The organism is Saccharothrix longispora (genome assembly GCF_031455225.1).
Taxonomy (GTDB): domain Bacteria; phylum Actinomycetota; class Actinomycetes; order Mycobacteriales; family Pseudonocardiaceae; genus Actinosynnema; species Actinosynnema longispora.
In genome coordinates this window covers 4964427-4987228 of the sequence record NZ_JAVDSG010000001.1, presented here as the reverse complement: position 1 = coordinate 4987228, position 22802 = coordinate 4964427, and the positions used below count along the sequence as shown (strand labels likewise).

Below are 22802 nucleotides of genomic sequence, written 5' to 3'. Positions count from 1 at the left end.
TGAAGATCGTTGTGAACCACCTCGGGGTGGCGTCCGTGTCGGTGGCACCGGTTGCCGCGAAGGGACGCGGACGATCACCCAGGGGAGGTCCGCCATGATCCTCGCTCGTGCGGTCGCACTCGGGGCCGCGGCCTTGCTCGGCACCGCCCTGCTCGGCGCGTGCGGCCAGGTCGCGACCCCCACCGCCGGCACGCCGCTCCAGGCGGGCGCGGCGGGCGACGAGCCGGCCACCGGGCGGTTCGCCGGTGCGGTGGAGCTGACCACCGCCGTCGTGCCGGAGCTGGGCACCGTCCTCACCGACGGTGAGGGCCTGACGCTGTACCGGTTCGACGGGGACTCGGCCAAGCCGCCGACCGCCACGTGCGCCGGAGGCTGCGCCGAGACCTGGCCGCCCGCCCTGGCCACCTCCGGGGACGTCGGGGTGCAGGGCGTCGACCGGGCGCTCGTCGGCACCGTCGACCGCGCGGACGGCACCCGGCAGATCACCGTCGCAGGCTGGCCCGTCTACCGCTTCGCCGAGGACACCGCGCCCGGCCAGGCGGGTGGGCAGGGTCGGGACGGGACGTGGTTCGTCGCCGCACCGGACGGCAGGAAGGCGCTCGCCCCGGCCTCCGGTCTCGCGCTGACCACCGCGTCCGCCGGCGCGCTCGGCACCGTGCTGACCGACCGCGAGGGCATGACGCTGTACCGCTTCGACGAGGACTCCGCCGACCCCTCGAAGTCGACCTGCGACGGCGACTGCGCCGCCACGTGGCCGCCCCTTCTGGTCGACACGGCGAACTTCGAGGTGCAGGGCGTCGACAGGTCGCTGGTGGGCACGGTGACCCGCGCGGACGGCACGCTCCAGGTCACCGCGGCCGGGTGGCCGCTGTACCTGTTCTCCGGGGACGGGCTGTGCGGCGACGCCGAGGGGCACGGCGCGGGCGGCGTGTGGTTCGCCGCGGCGCCGGACGGCTCGAAGGCCGGCTGACCCGCGCGGCCGGTGCCCCTTCGAGGGGTGGGGGCACCGGCCGCGCGTCACACCACCGGGCTGAGCGGCGCGGCCACGGCGAAGCCCACCACCGACCGGGTCGTCCGCGGCGCGGTCCACGTCCGGAAGGTCTCCTCGACCGACCGGCCGACGCGGTGGGGCGGTGCCGAGCCCGGACGGTGTCGGCAGCCTCCCGCCGGGTGCCGCGACCAGTCGATCACGGGCGGCTCCGGGGGTTGCGCAGGGACGTGCCGGGCAGGGCGCCGGTGCGCCGGCCGTCGTCGAGCACGGGCACCCCGTTGACGACGACGTGGGTGATGCCCGCGGCGGCCTGCCGGGGCTCGTCGAACGTGGCGGTGTCGGCGACCGCGTCCGGGTCGAACAGCACCAGGTCGGCGGCGAAGCCCTCCCGCACGAGGCCGCGGTCGGCCAGCCGCAGCCGACGCGCGGCCCGCCCGGTCAGGTGGTGCACGCACTCCTCCAGCCCGAGCACGCCCAGTTCGCGCACGTACCGGGCGAGGTAGCGGGGGAACGTGCCCCAGGCGCGCGGGTGCGGCCGGTCGCCGACGAGCAGGCCGTCGCTGCCGCCGGTGTGCGCGGGGTGGCGCATGATCGCCCGCACGTTGTCCTCGTGACCCACGTGCATCAGGCACGAGGTGCCGAGGCGCTCGGAGACCAGCACGTCGAAGTACAGCTCGGCGGGCGGCCGACCGGCGCGGCGGGCGGCCTCGGCGACGGACAGCCCCACCAGGTGCCCGTTCTCGGCCCGGCGCACGCCGTTGACCTCGATCGCCTCCCAGTCGACGGGTACGCCGTGGCAGCCGTCCGAGCCGACCTCCTCGACCTCCACCCGGATGCGCTCGCGGGTGGCCGGGTCGGACAGCCGGGCGAGCGTGGCGTCCGGACCGCCCTCGCCGGCCCAGCTGGGCAGCAGCGCGGACAGGTACGTCGCGCCCGGCAGGTACGGGTAGGTGTCCAGCGTGATGTCCGCGCCGTCCGCGATCGCGCCGTCCAGCAGGGCCAGCAGCTCGCCCGCCCGGCCCCGGTTGACCTCGAAGTTCATCGTGGCGTGCGTGAGGTGCAGCGGGCAGCCGGAGGCGCGCGACACGGCGATCATCTCCGCGTACGCCTCCAGCGCGCCCGCGCCGTAGCTGCGGTGGTGCGGGCTGTGGAACCCGCCGTGCTCGGCGACGACCCGGCACAGCGCGGTCAGCTCGGCGGTGTCGGCGTACGTGCCGGGCGTGTAGGTCAGGCCGGACGACAGGCCCATCGCGCCCTCGCGCAGCGACGTGGCCAGCACCTCCCGCATGCGGTCCAGCTCGCGGTCGGTGGGCGGCCGGTCCTCGTGGCCGACGCACAGCATGCGCAGCGTGCCCTGCGGCACGAGGTAGGCGGCGTTGACGGCGATGCCCCGGTCGAGCCGGTCGAGGTACTCGCCGACCGAGCGCCAGTCCCAGTCGAACCCGGCCGGGTCGTCGTTCCACCCGGCGAGCTGGGCGCGCAGCACGGCGAGCACGTCGTCGTCCACGGGCGCGTAGGACAGGCCGTCCTGGCCCAGCACCTCGGTGGTGACGCCCTGGGTGACCTTGGCGAGGTGCTCGGGGTTCGCGAGCACCTGGAGGTCGGAGTGGGAGTGCATGTCGATGAAGCCGGGCGCGAGCACGCGCCCGTCGGCCTCGACGGTCCGGCCGCCGGTGACCCGGTCGCCGATCGCGGCGATCCGCCCGTCCCGCACGCCCACGTCCGCCCGGTGGCCGGGCGCGCCGGTGCCGTCGACCACCAGCGCGCCCCGGAAGACGATGTCCACGCCGCAGCCCCTAGAAGTAGGTGCGCACGAGGTCGACGACGGTGGTGCCGTCGACCACCGGGATGAGCTGCCACTTGTCGAACACCGTGCACGGGTGGGACAGGCCCAGCCCCACCCAGTCCCCGACCTCCACCGGGTCGTCGGGGGAGAGCCGCAGGAACGCGTGCTGGTCGTTGAGCGCGGTGACCTCCGCGTCCAGCGGCCGGACCGCGCCGTCCCGGCTCCGCACCAGCTGCGGCTCGGGCAGGCCCTCGTCGAACGACGCGTCGCGCTTGCCGAGCGTGAGCAGCGCCAGGCCGGGCTCGGGGCGGGAGCCGACCTGCGCCCAGGCCCGCAGCGCGGGCGTGAACGGCTCCGCGCCGGGTGTGCGGCCCAGCGGCGAGATGCCGCGGTAGAACCCGTCGTCGTGCGTGACGTACGCACCGCTGCGCAGCACCGGCCGCACCGGGAACGGCCACTCGCGGGTCAGCGCGGCGGCCACCTGGTCGAAGTACGCGCTGCCGCCCGCGGTGACGACGGGTTCGTCCACTTCGAACTCGTCGCGCAGCCGGACCACCAGGTCCCGCAACGACTCCAGGTAGCGGTCGATGGCGGCGCGGGCCCCCGGTGACGCGTCGTGCGCCAGCGCGCCCTCGTAGCCGCCGACGCCCGCGAGCCGCAGCGCGGGGCTGGCGCGCACCGCCCGCGCGACGGCCAGCGCGGTGTCGTGGTCGCGCGCGCCGGTCCGGCCGCCGGGCGCGCCGAGCTCCACCAGCACGTCGACCGGCCTCGGTGGTGTGCCCAGCACCTCCGTCATCCGCTCGACGCCCGCCACCGAGTCCACCCAGCAGGTGAACTCGAACGTCTCGTCGGCCAGCTCGTCGGCCAGCCACCGCAGGCCCGCGGGGTCGACGAGCTGGTTGGCCAGCAGGACGCGGCCCACCTCGAACGCCCGGTAGACGCGCACCTGGCTGATGGTGGCGGCGGTGATGCCCCACGCGCCGTGCGCCAGCTGGCGGGCGAACAGCTGCGGGGCCATCGTCGTCTTGCCGTGCGGGGCGAGCAGCACGCCGTGCTCGGCGCACCAGCCGGCCATGGTGGCCAGGTTGTGCTCCAGGGCGGAGGCGTCGAGCACGACCAGCGGGCCGACGAACCCGTCGGTGAACAGGTCGGGCCGGCGGTCGACCAGCTCGCCGACCGTGCCGCCGAACGCGTCGGCGGGCAGGCCCTTGAAGCGCCAGTCCACGCGGTCGTGGCGGATGGCGTCCACAGCGTCGAGGTCCACGGGATCGGCACTCCTCACGTTGCATTATACGCAACGGCTATTGCGCGATGTGATGTCGAAGTGTGTAACATTCGGCTCGCCGCCCGTCAATGCGAAGGCGCTGGGAGGAGCACGGATGCGGTTCGACCTGCCGGGTGGCGTGGTGTGCCTCGGCGAGACCATGGCGGTGCTGGTGCCGGCCGGACCCGGACCGGTGCGCGCCGCGCGCACGTGGACCCGGGTGATCGGGGGCGCCGAGTCCAACGTGGCCATCCACCTGCACCGGCTCGGCGTGCGCAGCCGCTGGGTGGGCGCCGTCGGCGACGACGCGTTCGGCGGGGCCGTCCTCGACGCGGTCGGCGGCGCGGGCGTCGACGTCACCGGCGTGCGGGTCGACCCCGACCGGCCCACCGGCCTGTACGTCAAGGAGGCCGACGCCGCCGGCAGCCGCGTCCGCTACTACCGGCGCGGGTCGGCCGCCTCCGCGCTCGGCCCCGACGCGCTCGACCGCCTCGACCTCGGCGCCGCGCTGCTCGTGCACGTCACCGGCATCACCGCGGCCCTGTCCGACAGCTGCCTCGACCTGCTGCGGGCCGTGCTCGCCGCGCCGCGCCGGGCGCCCGTGTCGTTCGACCTGAACTGGCGGCCCGCCCTGTGGCGCGACCGCGACCCCGCCGTGCTGCGGGAGCTCGCCGACGCCGCCGACGTCGTGCTCGCCGGGGCCGACGAGGCGCAGGCCGTGTGGGGCACCGGCGACCCCGACGGGCTGCGCGCCCTGCTGCCCGGTCCGACGACGCTGGTCGTGAAGCACGGCGCGCGCGGCGCGACCGTCGTGGAGGACGGCGCGACGACGTTCCAGCCGGCCCTGCGGGTCGACGTCGTGGAACCCGTCGGGGCGGGCGACGCGTTCGCCGCCGGCTACCTCGCCGCCCACCTCGCGGGCGAACCGCCGGCCCGCCGGCTGCGCGTCGGGCACCTCCAAGCCGCCTCCGCCCTGCTCACCAGGGAGGATGTCGGAGAGTCGCTGCCGTCCCACGTCACCGCGCCGCTGCTGGACGCCGACTCGGACACGTGGGCCGCCGCACACCTGAGGAGACGTCGATGAGCCAGAGCCTGGACCGGGCCCTCACGCTGGTGGGTGAACTCGCGACGGGGCCGAAGACCCTGGAGGAGCTGTCCGGCGTCGTCGACGTCCACAAGTCGACCGCCCTGCGGCTGCTGCGCACCCTGGAGTCGCACCGGTTCGTGCAGCGCGACGGCGTGCACCACTACCGGCTGGGCACCGCCCTGTTCGACCTCGCCAACCGGGCGCTGGAGGAGCGCGACGTGCGGCGCAGCGCCGAGGCCGCGCTGCGCGAGCTGAACTCCCGCACCGGCTACACCGTCCACCTCGCGTCCTACGAGGGCGGCGAGGTCATCTACATCGACAAGTACGACAGCACCCACCCGATGCGCATGTACTCCCGCATCGGCCGCCGCGCCCCGCTGCACTGCACGGCCGTGGCGAAGGTGCTGCTGGCGGACCTGCCCGAGGCGCGGCGGCGCGAGGTCGCCGCGACCATCGACTACGTGCCGCTGACCGCGAACACCCTCCTCACGCCCGAGGCGTACCTGGCCGAGCTGGAGCGCGTGCGCGCCGCCGGGTACGCCGTGGACAACGCCGAGCACGAGGACTTCATCCACTGCGTCGCCGCGCCGATCAGGGGCGCGGGCGGCGAGGTGGTGGCCGCCGTGTCGATGTCCGTGCCGAAGGTCCTGCTGGACTTCGACGGACTCCTCGGCCACCTGCCCGACCTGCTCGCGACCGCGCGGGCGGCGTCCGTCGAGTGCGGCTGGTCGCCGCGCGACTGAGAAGAGGACAACGCATGTCGAAGACCGAGATCCGCACCGCCGCCGCGCCCACCCCCGTGGCCGCCTTCTCCCAGGGCGTCCGCAAGGGCCCGATCCTCCAGGTGGCGGGGCAGGTCGCGTTCGACCCGGGGAGCGGCGCGATCGTCGGCGACACCGTCGCCGAGCAGACGGAGCAGGCGATGCGCAACGTGGAGGCCGTCCTGGCGGCCGGCGGGGCGTCCCTGGCCGACGTGGTGATGCTGCGCGTCTACCTCACCGACACCGCGCACTTCGCCGAGATGAACGAGACCTACAACGCCCTGGTGACCGGGACCCCGTTCCCGGCCCGCACCACCGTCTACGTGGGCCTGCCCGAGGGCCTGCTGGTCGAGATCGACGCCCTGGCCGTCCTCGACTGACCCGCGTGTCGTGCGTTCACGGCCCGCGTGTCGTGCATTCGGGACCCGTGAGTCGTGCGTTCGGGACCCGTGAGTCGCGCGTTCACGTCCGGGGGAACCGGTGTACTTCTGCCGGTTGTTCTGCGTGGTGCCCCGCGCCGCCGGGCGGTTGACTGGGACCACCCGAGAGCACGTCATGGAAGGACCCCGGCGATGGCGAGGAACGCATCACCGATCGGCTGACCTCACGTGTGCGGCCCGGTCGCGGAACCCCCCGGCCGTGACCGGGTCGCCGAGGTCGTCGAGGACGTCGGCGAGCGCGTCGAGCACGTCCGCCAGGTCGTGGTGGCGCTGCTCGTCGGCCAGCCCCACGGCGCGTGCCAGCTCGGCCCGCGCACCCGCCGCGTCGCCGAGCCGGTGCAGCGCGACCCCGCGCAGGTGGTGCGCGGTGCACAGCGTCGACGGCGCCGTGGTCCCGCGCAACGCGGCCAGCGCCTCGTCCGCCGCCGCCAGCACCTCGGGCCACCGGTCCAGCGGCGCCAGGCTGTGCGCGGTGCGCACCAGCAGTTGCGCCGTCATCTCCGCGGTCATCGCCGGCGCCAGGCCCAACCGGCCCGAGCGCACGACCCCCAGCAGTTCCCGGTGCACGACCACCGCGTCCTCGTACCGCTCCAGCCCGTGCAGCACCAGCCCGAGGCAGGACAGCGCGATCTGCTCGCCCAGCGCGTACCCCGCCCCGCGGAACAGCACCTGCGCCCGCCGCGCGTCGCCCCGCGCAGCCTCCAGCCGGCCGGACCGCATCTCCGACACCGCCCGGTAGTGCATCGCCCAGCCCTGCTCGACCACGTCCCCCGACGCCACGGCCGCGCGCCACGCCTCGTCGTGCAGCGCCAGCGCCTCGTCGTGGCGGCGCAGCAGCACGCCCAGCGTCCAGGTCAGGAAGTTCAGCTGCACGGCCTCGTCGCGCACGCCGCCCAGCGCCCGCGCCGCCGCCACGCCCGCGGTGAACACCTCCACCCACGTCTCGCCGCGCCCCCGCTGGTCCGAGTACCAGTGCACGGCGGTCGCCAGCCGCAGCACGTCCCCGTGCCGACCGTCCCGCGCCGCCCACCGCAGCGCGCCCGTCCAGTTCGCGGTCTCCGCCGTGAGCCACGCGTCGGCGTCCTCCTGGCCGCGCAGGCCGCCCACCGGCGAGCCGTCCGCGTCCGGCCCGAAGAACCCGGCCGCCGCCACCGCGGTGTCCAGCAGCAGGTCCACCACCCGCTGCCGCGCCCGCTCCACCACGGGCGCCGGGTCCTCGTCGACCAGCCGCTCCCCGGCGAACACCCGGACCAGGTCGTGGAACACGTACCGGCCCGGCACCTCCGCGGTGTCGAGCAGGCTCACGTCGACCAGCTCCTCCAGCGTGTCCTCGGCGGAGAACCGGTCCACGTCGGCCAGCGCCGCCGCCAGGTCCGCCCCGAAGTCCGCGCCCGGCACCAGCGACAGCCGCCGGAACAGCACCGCGGCCTTCGCGCCCAGCTGCCGGTAGGACATCTCGAACGCGGTGCGCACCTGGAGGTCGCCCGCCGTCAGCGCGGTCAGCCTGCGCCGCTCGTCGCCCAGCTGCTCCGCCAGGTGCGCGATCGTCCACTTCGGACGGCTGGCGAGCCGGTTGCCCGCGATGCGCAGCGCCAGCGGCAGGTGCCCGCACAGCGCGGCGACCCGCGCCGCCGCCACCGGTTCCGCGCCGACCCGCGCCCGACCCGCGATCGCGCCCAGCAGCTCCAGCGAGTCGTCCGCGTCGAGCACGTCCAGCCCCAGCCGCAGGCCCGCCTCCAGCCCGCCCAGCACCAACCGCGACGTCACCAGGACCAGCGAACCGGCGCCGGTCGCCAGCAGCGGGCGCACCTGCCCCTCGTCGGAGGCGTTGTCCAGCACCAGCAACGTCGACCGCTCGCGCAGCAGCGCCCGGTAGAGGTCCGAGCGCTCGGCCTCGCCTGCCGGGACCTGCTTCTCGTCCACGCCCAGCGCCACCAGCATCCGGTGCACGACCTCCGACGGGTGCACCGGCCGCGCGTCCATGCCGCGCAGGTTGAAGAAGAAGCAGCCGTCGGGGAAGCGCCCCGCCAGCCGGTAGGCGGTCCGCACCGCCAGCGTCGTCTTGCCCGCGCCCGGCGGTCCGTGCAGCACCACCAGCGACGTCGCGCGCAGCGCCGACCCCGCCGCGTCCAGGGCGGCCAGCTCGTCGTCCCGGCCCGTCAGGTCCGCCACGTCCGGCGGCAGGGCCGACTGGGCCACCGGCGGCTCGGGTGCCCGCCGCGCCCGGCCCTCCTTGGCCGCGTCCAGCAGCTCCTCGACCTCGTGCCGCGCCAGCGCCAGCACGCCCGCCAACGCCTCCACCGTGCGCCGCTGCGGTCCGCGGGCCCGTCCGCGCTCCATGTCGCTGATCGCCCGCACGCTGACCCCGGAACCCCCCGCCAGCTCCTCCTGGGTCAGCCGCGCCCGGCGGCGGTGCGCCCGCAGCAGGTCACCGAACGTCGTACCCACGCCCTCGACATTAGTAGCCCGCACGGGCCACACCGCCGCCCGGCGGCGCGAACGGTGACCGTTCGCGCACGATCCGGCACACCGCGGTCCCCGGACGGCCCGAGCCTGGTAAGACCACGCACCATGAAGTGGTACGCGGACCGTCCTGCCCGGCTGGCCCGGCAGGTGGTGGCCGACCTCGTGGCGGTGGCCTGGGTGTGGTTCTGGGCGACCCTCGCCCTGGCGGTCGGCGAGGCCGTCCGCGCGCTGCGCGCGCCCGGCGACGGGCTCGTCGACGCCGGGCGCGGCCTGACCGACACGTTCGGCGAGGCCGCCGCGAAGGCGCGCGACGTGCCGCTGGTCGGCGACCGGCTGGCCGAGGCCCTCGACCGGGGCAAGGACGCCGGGGGCACGCTGTCCGACGCGGGCAACACGCAGATCCAGGCGGTGGAGACCACCGCGCAGTGGCTCACCGTGGCGCTCGTCGCGATCCCCGTCGCGTTCCTGCTCATCACCTGGCTGCCGCTGCGGCTGAGGTTCGCCCGCCGGGCGAGCGCGGCGGCGCGGCTGCGCGACCAGGGCCGCCTCGACCTGCTCGCGCTGCACGCGCTGAACAACCTGTCCCTGCGCGAGCTGGCGAACTTCCCCCAGGACCCGGTCGAGGGCTGGCGCCGCCAGGACCCCGAGGTCGTCCGGGCCCTGGCGACCCGGCAGCTGCGGGCCAGCGGCGTGCGGGCCTGACGGGGCCGGTCCGGGCGCGGGGCCCGGACCGGCGTCACCGCCGGGTCACCCCATGCGGTGCCAGAACACCTGCCCGCCCGGGCCGTAGAGCACCACGTTCGAGTCGTTCTGCACGATCAGCCGGTCCGCCGCCGTGCCCCACGTGTGCGTGTGCCACTTCGCTACGCCCGCCGCCGTGTAGATCACCAGGTTGCCGTCGCCCTGGAGCACCACGTGCGTCGCGCCCGTGCCCCACGTGCCCGAGGACCACAGCGCCTGACCGGCCGCCGTGTACAGCACCAGGTTCCCGTCACCCTGCATGACCAGCGTGAACCGCCCGTCCGCCGACGTCCGCGACTGGCCCGCCTGGAGCGACTCGCCGCGCAGCAGCGTGTCGTTCGACGGCTGCGGCGTCGAGGAACCCGTGAACAGCAGCAGGTTCGGCGACCCCGTGCCCGGGTTGGCCACCTTGTTCGGCGTCGCCGCCGACACCAGCGCGTCCCGCACCTGCTGCGGCGTCGCACCGGGGTTCGCGGCCAGGTGCAGCGCCGCCGCGCCCGCCGCGTGCGGCGACGCCATCGACGTGCCGCTGATCGTGTTCGTGGCCGAGTCGCCCGTGCTCCACGCCGACGTGATGCCCACGCCCGGCGCGAACAGGTCCGTGCACGTGCCCCAGTTGGAGAACGTCGCCCGGCCGTCGCCGGAGTCGCTCGCGTTGACCGTGATGGCCTCCGCCACCCGCGCCGGCGAGTACGAGCAGGCGTTCGCGTTCGAGTTGCCCGACGCCACCGCGTACGACACGCCCGACGCGATCGAGTTGCGCACCGCCGCGTCCAGCGCGTCGTTCGCGCCGCCGCCCAGGCTCATGTTCGCCACGGCCGGCTTCACCGCGTTCGCCGTCACCCAGTCCACGCCCGCCACGACGCCCGCGATCGTGCCCGAACCCGAGCACGACAGCACCTTCACGCCGTGCAGCCGCACGCCCTTCGCGACGCCGTGCGCCGCGCCGCCGACCGTGCCCGCGACGTGCGTGCCGTGCCCGTTGCAGTCGGTGTCGTTGCCGTCCCCGGTGGTGTTGGCGTCGAACGTCGCCCGCCCGCCGAAGTCCTGGTGCGTCGTGCGGATGCCCGTGTCCACGATGTAGGCGTGCACGTTCGCCGCCGTCGTGGCGTAGCGGTAGTTCGCGTCGAGCGGCAGGTCGCGCTGGTCGACCCGGTCCAGGCCCCACGACGGCGGGTTCGGCTGGTCGGCCAGCAGCCGCACGTGCCGGTCCGGCGTGACGTAGTCCACCGCGGGGTCGGCGGCCAGCCGCTTCGCCGCGGCCTCCGACATCCTGGCGGCGAACCCGTTCAGGGCCGCCGAGTACCGGTGGGTGACCTCGCCGTCCACCTCCGAGGTGAACGCGCGGCCGTCCTTGAGCACCACGATGTAGCTGCCGGCCACGGCGTCGGGGCCGCCCGCGTCGCGGATCGACGCCTCGGCGGCCTGGGCGGGCGCGGCGACCAGCGCGGCGGTGGCCGCGACGATCGCGCCGGCACCCGCCAACCTGGCCCAGGGCGCGCGGAACTCTCCCATGTCGGGTTCTCCCTCGTGCAGGGTCGGGGATCAGGGGGTTCGCGCGAACCCCCTCGACCATGGCACGGGGTGAGCACCCGTCACAGGACGTGGCGGGCGGGCCTTCGGGTCGGCCTTCGGTGCGGCGCGCCGCGTCGGCGGCGGGCCGCGTCAGTACACGGGGCCGGTGTACTTCTCGCCCGGCCCCTGGCCCGGCTCGTCCGGGAAGACGGACGCCTCGCGGAACGCCCGCTGGACCGACTGGAGGCCCTCGCGCAGCGGGCCGGCGTGCGGCCCGAGGTACTCGACCGAGGCGGTGACCAGGCCCGCGAGGGCGGTGATCAGGCGGCGGGCCTCGTCCAGGTCGCGGCGCGGGCTCGTGTCGGGGTCCTCGTCGGCGAGGCCCAGGCGTTCGGCGGCGGAGCTGAGCAGCATGATCGCCGCCTTGCTGATCACCTCCACGCTGGGGACGTCGGAGAGCTCGCGGACGTTGTCCGGGGCGTTGTCGGCAGGCAGGTCGGTCACGGCGCCATTCTCGCAACTCCGCCGGTCGGCTCGCCGATTCGGGGGTTGACAAGCTCGTCTGGTACTATTTTCGGCGCGACCAGTCCCCACCCGTGTGGGGACGGCAAGTGGAGCCCCGCTCCCACCCGCGTCCGCCGCTTCGAGCAGGTGGCCGGGTCCGGTCCGGTGATGGGTGGACTGCGCCCTTCGCCGTGCGATCGGTCGGAAGCGGGCCTCACACCGGGCAGGTGTGGGGCCTCTTGTCTTTGGCGCACAACGAGTCACAAAGGACGTGAATGACAAGTCCCTCGAACCGTGGTGCTCCCGTGAGCACCGAGCCGCGCATCAACGACCGCATCCGCGTGCCCGAGGTTCGACTGGTCGGGCCGAACGGCGAGCAGGTCGGGATCGTTCGCATCGAGGACGCGCTCCGACTCGCCCAGGAATCGGATCTCGACCTCGTCGAGGTCGCCGCGCAGGCTCGGCCGCCGGTCTGCAAGCTCATGGACTACGGCAAGTTCAAGTACGAGAGCGCGCAGAAGGCACGCGAGTCGCGCCGCAACCAGCAGCTGACGGTCATCAAGGAGCAGAAGCTCCGCCCGAAGATCGACCCGCACGACTACCTGACGAAGAAGGGCCACGTGGCCCGCTTCCTGTCGCACGGGAACAAGGTCAAGGTGACCATCATGTTCCGCGGCCGTGAGCAGTCCCGGCCGGAGCTGGGCTACCGACTGCTCCAGAAGCTCGCTGAGGACGTCGCGGAGCTGGGGTTCGTCGAGTCCAACCCGAAGCAGGACGGCCGCAACATGATCATGGTGCTGGCCCCGCACAAGACCACGAAGACCCGCCCGATCAAGCACGACAGCGCCGAGGACGAGGCGCCGGCGGAGTCTGTCGAGGAGTGATCTCCCGGCCCCCAGGGGTCGGGAACCGGTGCCCCCGGCCCTCACGGGTCGGGGGGCAAGCACGGCCGCCCCCATGCCTGGTGGCTGCACGAGACTGAGGACGGAAATGCCCAAGAACAAGAGCCACAGCGGGACCTCCAAGCGCGTGAAGGTCACCGGCAGCGGCAAGCTCCTCCGGGAGAAGGCCGGCAAGCGCCACCTGCTGGAGAAGAAGTCCAGCAAGCTGACGCGCCGCCTCTCCGGCACGACCGAGGTCGCGAAGAACGACGTGCCGCGGCTGAAGAAGCTGCTGGGCCGCTAAGACCTTCCCCCTTGAACACCCGGGGCCGCTCACCCGGCCCCACGAGATCGACAGGATGGACCCGTGGCACGCGTCAAAAGGGCCGTGAACGCCCAGAAGAAGCGCCGTACCACCCTTGAGCTCGCCAGCGGCTACCGCGGCCAGCGTTCGAGGCTGTACCGCAAGGCCAAGGAGCAGGTGCTCCACTCGCTCAACTACGCCTACCGGGACCGCCGCGCCCGCAAGGGTGACTTCCGGAAGCTGTGGATCCAGCGCATCAACGCCGGTGTCCGCGCCAACGGCATGACGTACAACCGCTTCATCCAGGGCCTGCGCCTGGCCGGCATCGAGGTGGACCGCAAGATCCTCGCCGACCTGGCCGTCACCGACGAGGCCGCCTTCGCGGCCCTGGTCGAGGCCGCGCGCGCCGCCCTGCCGAGCGACGTCAACGCGCCCGTCGAGGACAACGCCTGAGCACGGACGATCGTGCACCACGACCCGGGGATGCTCCGTTCACCGAGCGGACACCCCGGGTCGTCGCCGCTCGGCGGCTGACCAGGCGGTCCGGCCGCGACCGCGCCGCCCGCTTCCTCGCCGAGGGCGCGCAGGCGGTGCGCGAGGCCCTCGCCTGGGCCGCCACCGGGCGCGGCGAGGTGCACGAGCTGTTCGTCACCACCGTCGCCGCCACCCGCAACCCCGATGTGGTGCGCGCCGCCGTCGACGCGGGCGTGCGGGTCAGCGGCGTGACCGACAAGGCCGCCGCCGCGCTGTCGGAGACCGTGACCCCCCAGGGCGTCGTCGCCGTCTGCTCGCCCGTCGACGTGCCGCCCGCCGAGGCGCTGGTGCCCGGGGTGCGGCTGGTCGCCGTGCTGCACGGGGTGGCCGACCCCGGCAACGCGGGCACCGTGGTGCGCGTCGCCGACGCCGCGGGCGCCGACGCGGTCGTGTTCGCGGGTGACACGGTCGACCCGCACAACGGCAAGTGCGTCCGCGCGTCCACCGGCAGCGTGTTCCACCTGCCGATCACGCGGGTGCGCGACGCGGCCGAGGCGTTCGACGGCCTGCGCTCCGCCGGGCTGCGCCTGGTGGCCGCCGACGGCCACGCGCCGGAGGACCTGGTCACCGCGGACCTGCGCGGCGACCTGGCCGCGCCCACCGCGTGGGTGTTCGGCAGCGAGGCCCACGGCCTGCCCGACGACGTCGTGGCGAGCCTCGACGCCTCGCTCAAGGTGCCCATCTACGGGGGTGCGGAGAGCCTGAACCTGGCCACCGCCGCCGCCGTGTGCCTGTACGCCTCGGCCCGCGCCCAGCGCGCCTGATCGCGCTCGACGCGATCGTCCTCGACGTGGTCGTGGACGTCCACACCCGCTCGGGCCGGTGCTCCGGCGGCACGTCGGGTCCGCCCGCCGCGGTGACCCCGACGGTCGGGGTCACCGCCTTCGGTCGGGGTCACGCCTCCAGTCGGATGTTCAGGGCCCTGAGCAGGGGGTCCGCCTGGGCCGCCTTGTCCTGCGCCCGCAGCGCCTCCTCCAGCACGTTCGCCGTGTCGCCGAGGATCTGGGGCGGGGTGGCGTCGGTGATCAGGGTGACCGCCCGGCGGGCCTCCGCCTCCGCGTTCACCGCGTCACCGGACTCCAGCAGGAAGCGGGCGCCCCGCGCCACCAGGAACGCCTGCCAGTCGACGTCCCCGATCCGCGCCGCCAGCTCCTCCGCCACGCCGTTCTGCTCCACCGCCTCCGCGTGCTCACCCGCCTGGACGTGCAGGAACGCCCTGATCGCGGCGATCCGCGCGGTCAGGTGGGTGCGGTGGTCCACGTCCTCCACCTCGGGCAGCAACTGCTCCGCCGCGTCCAGGGTGGCGGCGCACTCGGCGGTCTCCTCGTTCGGCAGGGCCGCCGCCGCCTCGACCAGGGACCCCGCCGCCTCGGCCTGGTCGGGGACCTGCTGCCACGCGCTCGCCGCGCCCTGGTAGGCGGAGGCCGCCTCCAGGGGGCGGTCGAGGCGTCGCAGGACGCCGCCCAGCAGGTCCAGGACCATCGCCTTGCGCCACGACTCGTCCGGCGGGATCAGGCCCAGCGCCGCTTCCAGGTGGCGCCTGGCCGACTCGGTCTCGTCCAGGCGCGCGCAGACCTGGCCCAGCCGGTAGCGGACGGGGACCGCCACGTCCGGGTCCACGTCGTCCGCGTCCACCACGCGGACCGCTTCCTCCAGCGCCTCGGCGGCCTCGACGAGACGGCCCGCCTTCAGGTAGCCGCCGGCCAGGGCGTAGCACGCCTTGGCCACGTCGTCCGGCACGCCCGCCTCGTGCCCGGCGGCCACGGCGTCGCGCAGTTCCACCAGGTGCTCGGCCTCCAGGCCGAGCCGCTCGACGGACGCCACGCGCTGGCGGTGCGCCTCCGCCGTCCACGGTCCGCGCGGCGCGCTGAACGCGCGCACGAACTCGGCCGCCGTCGCCACCGCCTCCTCCGCGTCGCCGCGCACGGTCCGGATCTTCAGCAGCAGCCGCAGCGCGTCGAACCGCACGGACGCCGGCACGCCGCCCGCCAGCAGGTCCTCGACCTCGGCCAGCGCCTCCTCCAGGTCACCGACCGTCGCCAGGTGCTGGGCCCGGTCGCAGCGCGCCCGCGACACCAGTTCCGGCACCTCGGCGCGCGCCAGCTCCAGCGCCTGCGCGGCGAGCACGCCCTGCTCGTCGTGCTCCTCGGCGTCGGCGAGCAGGTCTGCCAGCAGCAACCTGGTCAGCACCCGCGTGTACGCGGTGCCCGCGACCTCCGCCTCGGCCAGGCACGTGCGCGCGACCTCCACGCACTCCGCCGACCCGTCCTCGGCCGACTCGGCGCGCAGCCCCGCGCCCCGCGCGCGGAAGCGGTTGGCCAGGTCGTGCTCGCCGCACGCGACCAGCCGCTCGACGCCCTCGTCCAGCTCGGCCAGCACCTCGTCGCGCGGTCGGACGTGACCGCCCGCGATGGCTCGCCGCACCGCCACCAGCGCGGCCAGCGGTTCGGGCAGCAGCGGGTCGAGATCGGCGGGCAGCGAGCGCAGCAGCCGCATGCCGGTGACGAACTCGCCCTCGTCGAACGCCGCGCACATGCTCCGCGCCAGCTCCACCGGGTCGCCGACCGCGACCGGCTCCTCCTCCGGCGCGGCGGGCGCGGGCGGTGTGGCGACCGGCACCGCCAGCGGCACCGGGATCGTGTCCGGCCGCCCCAGGGTCTCCCGGATGCGCCTGCTCATCGCGTCCGAGCCGTTGCGCCGGTCGAACCGCGCCGCCAGGTCCAGCGCCTGCGCCTCCAGCAGCTCGCGCAGCCGCGCCGCGCTCAGCACGGTCGTGACGCCGTCGCGCGGCACGGCGAACTCCTCGTCCGGGTCGACCCGGCTCAGCAGCAGCGCCGCGCCCGCCGAGAAGTGCGCGGCCTGCGACGGGCTGGTCGAGTGGTGCACCCGGTGCAGGTGGCCGCGCAGCAGGTCGACGCCCCGCCGCACGTTGCCCGACGTCGCGCAGAACACCAGGTGGTCGTCCAGGTAGCCGCCGACGAGGTCGTCGCGGATCAGCCGGTGCGCCACCACGTGCGCCTGCCGCGCCCGGTCCACGTCGCCCAGCGCCACGAACGCGGGCGTCAGGGTGGTGAGGATGCCCTGCGGCTGGGTCGCGCAGCCCGTCTCCTGCTCCAGCTGGTGCTCGGCGTGCGCGACGGCCTCGGCGTGCCTGCCCTGCCGGATCAGGTGCCCGGCCTGCTCCTCGACGACGCACGCCTCGCAGTCGCTCATCGGCCCGCGGTCCACCGCCAGGTAGCGGGCGAAGTGCTCCCGGTACGCCTCATCGTCGCCGACGTGCGCGGCCAGGTCGGCGCGCGCCCCGTGCACCGGCTGCATCGAGTACCCGAGCCGCTGGTAGCGCGCCGCGAGCTGGTCGACGAACGACCCGATCTGCGCCAGCGTGAACCTGGGGTCGGCGATCAGGCCCGACACGATCCACTTGTGCGCCCAGTCGAAGCTGTGCGTCTCCCACTCGTCGAACGCACCGGGGTCGCGCTTCTCGGCCGTGCCGCACCATGCGAACGGGGCCAGCATCAGGTCGTAGCGGCCCAGGTCGTAGGCCGAGCGGATCAGCGCGATCCGGCAGCTCACGGCCAGCGGCAGGTGGTCGACCGCGTCCGCCGCGCGGGCCGCGCGCTCCAGCGCCTCGTGGCGCGCCATGCCCTCGGGCATGTGGTACGCCTCCACGAACCGGCGTTCGGCGGCGTCCTTCTCCTCGCTCATCAGCGGTCTCCCACGGCGCGGTCCAGCAGTTCCAGGAACGATCGGTTCAGCGCCGCGGTGTCCTTCGGGCGCATCGGCCGCCGTGCTTGCAGCAGGGCGTGCACGTACAGCGACTCCACGGTCAGCTCCACGAGCGCCGCGTCGGTCAGCCTCGCCAGCCGGCGCACCAGCGGGTTGCGGCAGTTCAGCACGAGGCGCTGCGCGGCGTCGGACGACGAGGACCCGACCAGGTTGCCCAGCAGCTCCGCCCACAGCGCGTCGGCCTCCTCGCCCGCCTGCCGCGCGTCGCGCTTGCGCTCGGCCTCCGCGTTCGTGACCAGCAGCGCGGGCAGCGTGCCCGGGTCGAAGTCGCGCGGCACGGCCTCGCAGTCGTGCCGCCCCAGGACGTCCTCGGCCAGCACGAGGCGTTCGCGCAGGGCGCGCTCCAGCTCCGGCTCGGGGTCGTCGAGGGCGGCCAGCACCTCGCCGGGCGAGACCCGGCGCGCGGCCGCCGGGCCGTCGAGGGCGACGAGCCGCTCCATGATCTCGGCGTCGTAGGCGTAGCCCGCGTTGACCAGGCCCATGCCCTGGGCGTGCGCGACCGGCGCGAGCTGGCGGAACTCGTCCACGTCCGGGACGTGCGCGATCGTGCCGTGCCTGCGGCGGAACTGGCGCAGCGACTGGGCGCCGTCGGTGGTCTCGAACGGCAGCCACCGCTCGACCAGGCGCAGCATCTCGTCGTCGACCCGGGCCAGCGACTTGATGCCCAGGTGGTGCGCGTCGAGCAGGGCGCGGGTGCGGTCGGGGTCGGTCGCGTCGAGCCGCACGAGCCAGTCGCGGACCTGGCGGCCCAGCTCCTCGCGCACCGCCAGCAGCGTCTCGTCCTGGTACAGCGACTCGCGGCTCGCGGTCGGGCGCAGCGACGTCGAGTCGACCACGCAGCGCACGAAGTACGCCCACTCCGGCAGCAGGCCCTCGATGCTGTCGCCGACCAGCATCCGCTTGAGGTACACGCGGTGCGACTGGCGGGCGCCGGGGTGCACACCGCCCGGCAGGACGTACGCGACGCCCCGGAGGCCCACGGTCGGCACCTCGACGGGGATCGCGTCGAACGGCCGCACGCCCAGCACGCGCTCCCCGTAGGCCAGGGCGTCGTCGGTCCACGGCAGCGCGTCGTGCGTGACGACCTCGTCGCCGACGCGGACGGTCACCGGCAGCAGCTCGCCGTACTCGGCGAGCAGGGCCTTCACCACGTCGTGCTCCAGCCAGTGCTCGGCGTCGCGGTGCGGCACCAGCTCGATCGTGGTGCCGACCTCGGCCCGCTCGGCCTCGCCGACCTCGTAGTGGCCGCTCGCGTCGGCGGTCCAGCGCACGGCGGGCCCGCCGCGCGCGCTGCGGGTGGTGAGGTTGACGCGCTCGGCGACCAGGAACGCCGACAGCAGGCCCACGCCGAACTGGCCCAGGAAGCCCTGGCGGGCGAAACCCAGGTCGTCGCGCTTGGACGTGCGGCCGAGCGTGGACAGCAGGTCGTGCACCTCGCGCTCGGTGAGGCCGACGCCGGTGTCGGAGATGCGGAGGGTGCCGCCCGGGGACCCGACCGGCTCGACCACCACCTCGCCGGGCGCGTCCGGCTGGAGCGCGCGGCGGGCGGTGATCGCGTCCACCGCGTTCTGCAGCAGTTCGCGCGCGTACACGCGGGGGCTGCTGTAGAGGTGGTGGCTGAGCAGGTCGATGATCCCGCGCAGGTCGACACCGAAGGTGTGTGCCAAGTGGAGTTCACCTCGGGTCAAGGTCATGGGTGACGGACGGTTCCAGGTTCGTTCACGCGGCTCGTGGTCCGGTTTTCCGCTCTTCGCCCGCCGGGACCCGCTCGCGCCCGCAAGACTGCCACGACCCACCGACAACCTCGAACCGGTCGGGGCCGCGGACGGCGGTTCGTGCCGGTCAAGGCCGATCACCTAGGATCGGTCCGCCCCTCCGCGCACCTCGCGGAAGGGCTATCCACCTGTTGTCCGTGACGGGAGCTGTCCACCAACCATGTCCGGAGCCAACGACCCGTACGACCCGAAGCAGGTCGCGGCGCTCTCCCCGGAGGCGCTGGACACGGCGGTCGAGCAGGCTCGGGAGGCGTTCGCGAAGGCGGCCGACCTCGACGAGCTGGCCGCCGTGAAGCCGAGCCACCTGGGCGACCGCTCGCCGGTCCTGCTGGCCCGCCGCGAGATCGGTGCCCTGCCGCCCGCCGCGAAGGCCGAGGCCGGCAAGCGGGTGAACGTGGCGCAGAACGCCGTCAAGCAGGCGTTCGAGGAGCGGCGCGCCGAGCTCCAGGTCGAGCGCGACGAGCGCGTCCTGCGCGAGGAGGCGGTCGACGTCACGCTGCCGTGGGACCGCGTCCCGCGCGGCGCGCGGCACCCGATCTCCACGCTCGCCGAGCGCATCGCCGACGTGTTCGTGGCCATGGGCTACGAGGTCGCCGAGGGCCCCGAGCTGGAGACCGAGTGGTTCAACTTCGACGCGTTGAACTTCGGCAAGGACCACCCGGCGCGGACCATGCAGGACACGTTCTACGTGGCGCCCGCCGACTCGGGCCTGGTGCTGCGCACGCACACCAGCCCGGTGCAGGCGCGCACGCTGCTGGACCGCGAGCCGCCCGTGTACGTGGTGTGCCCCGGCCGCACGTTCCGCACCGACGAGCTGGACGCCACGCACACCCCCGTCTTCCACCAGGTCGAGGGCCTGGCCGTGGACAAGGGGCTGACCATGGCGCACCTCAAGGGCACGCTCGACGCGTTCGCCCGCGCCATGTTCGGCGCGGACTCCCGGACCCGCCTGCGCCCGAGCTTCTTCCCCTTCACCGAGCCGTCCGCCGAGGTGGACGTGTGGTTCCCGGAGAAGAAGGGCGGCGCGGGCTGGGTCGAGTGGGGCGGCTGCGGCATGGTCAACCCGAACGTGTTGCGCAACTGCGGCGTCGACCCGGACGTGTACTCCGGGTTCGCGTTCGGCATGGGCCTGGAGCGCACCCTGCAGTTCCGCAACGGCCTGCCCGACATGCGCGACATGGTCGAGGGCGATGTCCGCTTCACCCAGCCATTCGGAACGGAGGCCTGACCGGTGCGCATTCCGGTTACCTGGCTGGTCGAGAACCTCGAGTTCACCGAGACCCCCACGCCAGAGCAGCTCGCCGAGGCGTTCGTGCGGATCGGCATCGAGGTGGAGGACGTCCACCGGCTCGACGGCGTCACCGGACCGCTGGTCGCGGGCCGCGTCGTCGAGGTCGAGGAGCTGACCGAGTTCAAGAAGCCGATCCGCTACTGCCAGGTCGAGGTCGGCCCGGAGCAGGTCAACGGCATCGTCTGCGGCGCGTCGAACTTCCGGGAGGGCGACACCGTCGTGGTGGCGCTGCCCGGCGCGGTGCTGCCCGGCGGGTTCGCCATCTCCTCCCGCAAGACCTACGGCAGGACCAGCGACGGCATGATCTGCTCGGCCCGCGAGCTGGGCCTGGGCGACGACCACGCGGGCATCATGGTGCTGCCCAGCGGCACCGCGCAGCCCGGCGACGACGCCGTCGAGCTGCTCGGTCTCGGCGACACGGTCATCGAGGTCTCGCCCACCCCCGACCGCGGATACGCGTTCTCGGTGCGCGGCCTGGCCCGCGAGCTGGCCTGCGCGTTCGACGTGCCGTTCGGCGACCCCGGTCTGGCCGAGGTGCCCGAGGGCGAGGGCGAGGTGCTGCCCGTCCGCATCGAGGACGAGGGCGCCTGCTCCCGGTTCGTGGCCCGCCGCGTGACCGGCGTCGACCCGACCGCGCCCACCCCGTGGTGGATGCGGCGGCGGCTGATGCTCGCGGGCATCCGGTCGATCTCGCTGCCGGTGGACGTCACCAACTACGTGATGCTGGAGCTGGGGCAGCCGCTGCACGCGTTCGACGCGTCGTCCGTGAAGGGCGGCCTGGTCGTGCGGCGCGCGGTGGCCGGCGAGAAGCTGACCACGCTGGACGAGCAGGTCCGCGCGCTGGACCCGGACGACATCGTGATCGCCGACGACAGCGGCGTCGTGTCGCTGGCGGGCGTCATGGGCGGCGCGAGCACCGAGGTCGGCCCCGCCAGCTCGGACATCCTGCTGGAGGCGGCGAACTGGGACCCGGCGTCCATCGCCCGCACGGTGCGCCGCCACAAGCTGCCCAGCGAGGCGGCGAAGCGCTTCGAGCGGGTCGTGGACCCGGCGCTGGCGCCGGTGGCGCTGGAGCGCGCGGCGCGCCTGCTGGACATGTTCGCCGACGGCAGCATCCGGCCCGAGCGCACGGACGTGGGCTCGCCCGCCGCGTCCGGCCCGGTGACGATGCCGATCGACCTGCCCGACCGGGTCGCCGGGGTGCGCTACGCGCGCGGCGTGACGGCGCGGCGGCTGGGCCAGATCGGCTGCCAGGTCGAGGTCACCACCGGTGACGACGGCGCGACCATGGTCACCGCGGTGCCGCCCACGTGGCGCGCGGACCTCACCCAGCCCGCGGACCTGGTGGAGGAGGTGCTGCGGCTGGAGGGCTACGACACGATCCCGTCCACGTTGCCGCCCGCACCCGCCGGTCGCGGCCTGACCGAGCAGCAGCGCCGCCGCCGCACGGTGTCCCGCGCGCTGGCCGAGAACGGGTTCGTCGAGGTCAAGCCGTTCCCGTTCGTCGCGCCGGCGGTGTTCGACGCGCTCGGCCTGCCCGAGGGCGACGTGCGCCGCAACGCGCTGAGCGTGCTCAACCCGCTGGAGGCCGACAAGCACGCGCTGGCCACCACGCTGGTGCCGGGGCTGCTGGAGACCGTGCAGCGCAACCTGGCGCGCGGGCAGAAGGACCTGGCGGTCTACGCGATCGCCCAGGTGACGCTGCCGCGCGCGCAGCAGGTGCCGGTGCCCGCGGTGGGCGTGGGAGCCCGCCCGTCGGACGCCGACGTGGCGTCGCTGCTGGCGTCGCTGCCGCAGCAGCCGGTGCACGTGGCCGCCGTGCTGGCGGGTAACCGCGAGCAGGCCGGCTGGTGGGGCAAGGGCCGCCCGGCCGACTGGGCGGACGCGGTGGGGGCCGCGCGGCTCGTGGGCGAGGCGTACGGCGTGGAGCTGACGGTGGTCGCCTCCGACCTGGCCCCGTGGCACCCCGGCCGGTGCGCGGAGCTGCGCGTCGGCGACTGGCCCGTGGGGCACGCGGGGGAACTGCACCCGAAGGTCGTGGAGGCGCTGGGCCTGCCGAAGCGCACGGTCGCGCTGGAGCTGGACCTCGACGCGCTGCCGCTGACCGACGACCGGCCCGCGCCCGTGGTGTCGCCGTACCCGCCGGTGCTGCTGGACGTGGCCGTGGTGGTGGGCGCGGACGTGCCCGCCGACCGGGTGGCCCGGGTGCTGCGCGCGGGCGGCGGGGCGCTGCTGGAGGACATCCGGCTGTTCGACGTCTACACCGGTGACCAGGTGGGCGAGGGCAAGCGGTCGCTGGCCTACTCCCTGCGCTTCCGGGCGCCGGACCGCACCCTGACGGTGGAGGAGGCGACGGCGGCGCGCGACGCGGCCGTGGCCGCCGCCGCGGAGCGCTTCGGCGCGGTGCTCAGGGGCTGATCGCGGTCCCGGACCCGCGTCGCCGCGGGTCCGGGACTGGGCCGGTTGAGTGGTCCTCCCGGTGCCCGTGCGCGGTGAACGGGCAGGTCGGAAGGGTGTCGTCCGGTGTCAAGGGGTCCAAAGGCCTGTGTTTCCGGGCACGCTGGGTCCTTGCGCGGATGTTGAACGTTCTCCAAGATTGGCTGTGCGGCCCGCTGGGCCGAGGGGCGAAGCGATGAACCGCCGGGCGTGTCTGGTCGCCGGTCCGACGGGGAGCTA

18 protein-coding genes are annotated in these 22802 nt (G+C 74.7%); 11 read left to right on the top strand and 7 right to left on the bottom strand.

Annotated elements, in window-relative coordinates:
• Positions 1-94: 94 nt before the first annotated feature.
• A complete protein-coding gene (locus J2S66_RS20375) occupies positions 95-970 on the top strand; it encodes a hypothetical protein (RefSeq protein WP_310308772.1) in 876 nt (291 codons plus the stop codon).
• A gap of 217 nt (positions 971-1187) precedes the next feature.
• Here J2S66_RS20375 and J2S66_RS20370 read toward each other — a convergent pair whose 3' ends face one another.
• Positions 1188-2777: an N-acyl-D-amino-acid deacylase family protein gene (locus J2S66_RS20370; protein ID WP_310308771.1), complete on the bottom strand. Its 1590-nt coding sequence runs from the start codon at positions 2775-2777 to the stop codon at positions 1188-1190.
• Between the two features lie 10 nt (positions 2778-2787).
• Positions 2788-4059, bottom strand: coding sequence for an amino acid deaminase (locus J2S66_RS20365; RefSeq protein WP_374726103.1), 1272 nt, complete (start codon positions 4057-4059; stop codon positions 2788-2790).
• Positions 4060-4156: 97 nt separating this feature from the next.
• On the opposite strand from J2S66_RS20365, the gene J2S66_RS20360 reads away from it, so the two are divergent.
• Genes J2S66_RS20360 through J2S66_RS20350 form a run of 3 tightly spaced genes read left to right on the top strand, consistent with a single transcriptional unit; the run spans position 4157 to position 6269 of the window.
• Positions 4157-5125 (top strand): sugar kinase, encoded by a 969-nt coding sequence (locus J2S66_RS20360; RefSeq protein WP_310308768.1) that lies wholly within the window; start codon positions 4157-4159, stop codon positions 5123-5125.
• The gene (locus J2S66_RS20355; protein ID WP_310308767.1) at positions 5122-5871 is read left to right on the top strand and encodes an IclR family transcriptional regulator; all 750 of its coding nucleotides are present in this window, start codon (positions 5122-5124) and stop codon (positions 5869-5871) included. Before J2S66_RS20360 ends, J2S66_RS20355 begins: the two co-directional genes overlap by 4 nt.
• Positions 5872-5885: 14 nt before the next feature.
• Positions 5886-6269, top strand: a complete 384-nt coding sequence (locus J2S66_RS20350) for a RidA family protein (protein ID WP_306750190.1) — start codon at positions 5886-5888, stop codon at positions 6267-6269.
• Between the two features lie 207 nt (positions 6270-6476).
• Here the strand turns inward: J2S66_RS20350 and J2S66_RS20345 are convergent, their stop codons facing one another.
• Positions 6477-8777 carry an ATP-binding protein gene (locus J2S66_RS20345; protein WP_310308766.1) on the bottom strand — a complete coding sequence of 767 codons (2301 nt, stop codon included), beginning with the start codon at positions 8775-8777 and terminating at the stop codon, positions 6477-6479.
• A gap of 123 nt (positions 8778-8900) precedes the next feature.
• On the opposite strand from J2S66_RS20345, the gene J2S66_RS20340 reads away from it, so the two are divergent.
• The gene (locus J2S66_RS20340) at positions 8901-9497 is read left to right on the top strand and encodes a hypothetical protein (RefSeq protein ID WP_310308765.1); all 597 of its coding nucleotides are present in this window, start codon (positions 8901-8903) and stop codon (positions 9495-9497) included.
• Between the two features lie 45 nt (positions 9498-9542).
• Here the strand turns inward: J2S66_RS20340 and J2S66_RS20335 are convergent, their stop codons facing one another.
• Both J2S66_RS20335 and J2S66_RS20330 read right to left on the bottom strand, forming a co-directional pair.
• Positions 9543-11051, bottom strand: coding sequence for a S8 family serine peptidase (locus J2S66_RS20335; RefSeq protein WP_310308764.1), 1509 nt, complete (start codon positions 11049-11051; stop codon positions 9543-9545).
• A gap of 150 nt (positions 11052-11201) precedes the next feature.
• Positions 11202-11555, bottom strand: a complete 354-nt coding sequence (locus tag J2S66_RS20330) for a DUF1844 domain-containing protein (RefSeq protein WP_306750194.1) — start codon at positions 11553-11555, stop codon at positions 11202-11204.
• 275 nt (positions 11556-11830) lie between these two features.
• Between J2S66_RS20330 and infC the strand changes: the two genes are divergently transcribed.
• The 4 genes from infC (at position 11831) to J2S66_RS20310 (ending at position 14038) form a co-directional block, all read left to right on the top strand.
• Positions 11831-12439 carry a translation initiation factor IF-3 gene (gene infC, locus J2S66_RS20325; protein WP_306750195.1) on the top strand — a complete coding sequence of 203 codons (609 nt, stop codon included), beginning with the start codon at positions 11831-11833 and terminating at the stop codon, positions 12437-12439.
• Positions 12440-12545: 106 nt separating this feature from the next.
• Positions 12546-12740 (top strand): 50S ribosomal protein L35, encoded by a 195-nt coding sequence (gene rpmI / locus J2S66_RS20320; RefSeq protein WP_306750196.1) that lies wholly within the window; start codon positions 12546-12548, stop codon positions 12738-12740.
• Between the two features lie 63 nt (positions 12741-12803).
• Positions 12804-13193 (top strand): 50S ribosomal protein L20, encoded by a 390-nt coding sequence (gene rplT, locus J2S66_RS20315; RefSeq protein ID WP_310308762.1) that lies wholly within the window; start codon positions 12804-12806, stop codon positions 13191-13193.
• A complete protein-coding gene (locus tag J2S66_RS20310) occupies positions 13190-14038 on the top strand; it encodes a TrmH family RNA methyltransferase (protein WP_310314937.1) in 849 nt (282 codons plus the stop codon). Before rplT ends, J2S66_RS20310 begins: the two co-directional genes overlap by 4 nt.
• A gap of 130 nt (positions 14039-14168) precedes the next feature.
• Here the strand turns inward: J2S66_RS20310 and J2S66_RS20305 are convergent, their stop codons facing one another.
• On the bottom strand, positions 14169-16979 hold the full coding sequence (locus tag J2S66_RS20305) for a hypothetical protein (RefSeq protein ID WP_310308760.1): 2811 nt from the start codon (positions 16977-16979) through the stop codon (positions 14169-14171).
• Positions 16979-18727, bottom strand: a complete 1749-nt coding sequence (locus J2S66_RS20300) for an HSP90 family protein (RefSeq protein ID WP_310308759.1) — start codon at positions 18725-18727, stop codon at positions 16979-16981. Before J2S66_RS20300 ends, J2S66_RS20305 begins: the two co-directional genes overlap by 1 nt.
• A 268-nt stretch (positions 18728-18995) precedes the next feature.
• Here J2S66_RS20300 and pheS point away from each other — a divergent pair, with 268 nt between their 5' ends.
• Together pheS and pheT are read left to right on the top strand one after the other, a co-directional pair.
• Entirely contained in the window at positions 18996-20063 is a 1068-nt protein-coding gene (gene pheS, locus J2S66_RS20295) for a phenylalanine--tRNA ligase subunit alpha (protein ID WP_310308758.1), read from the top strand.
• Between the two features lie 3 nt (positions 20064-20066).
• Complete coding sequence (pheT, locus tag J2S66_RS20290; RefSeq protein ID WP_310308757.1) at positions 20067-22544, top strand: phenylalanine--tRNA ligase subunit beta; 2478 nt, start codon at positions 20067-20069, stop codon at positions 22542-22544.
• Positions 22545-22802: the final 258 nt, after the last annotated feature.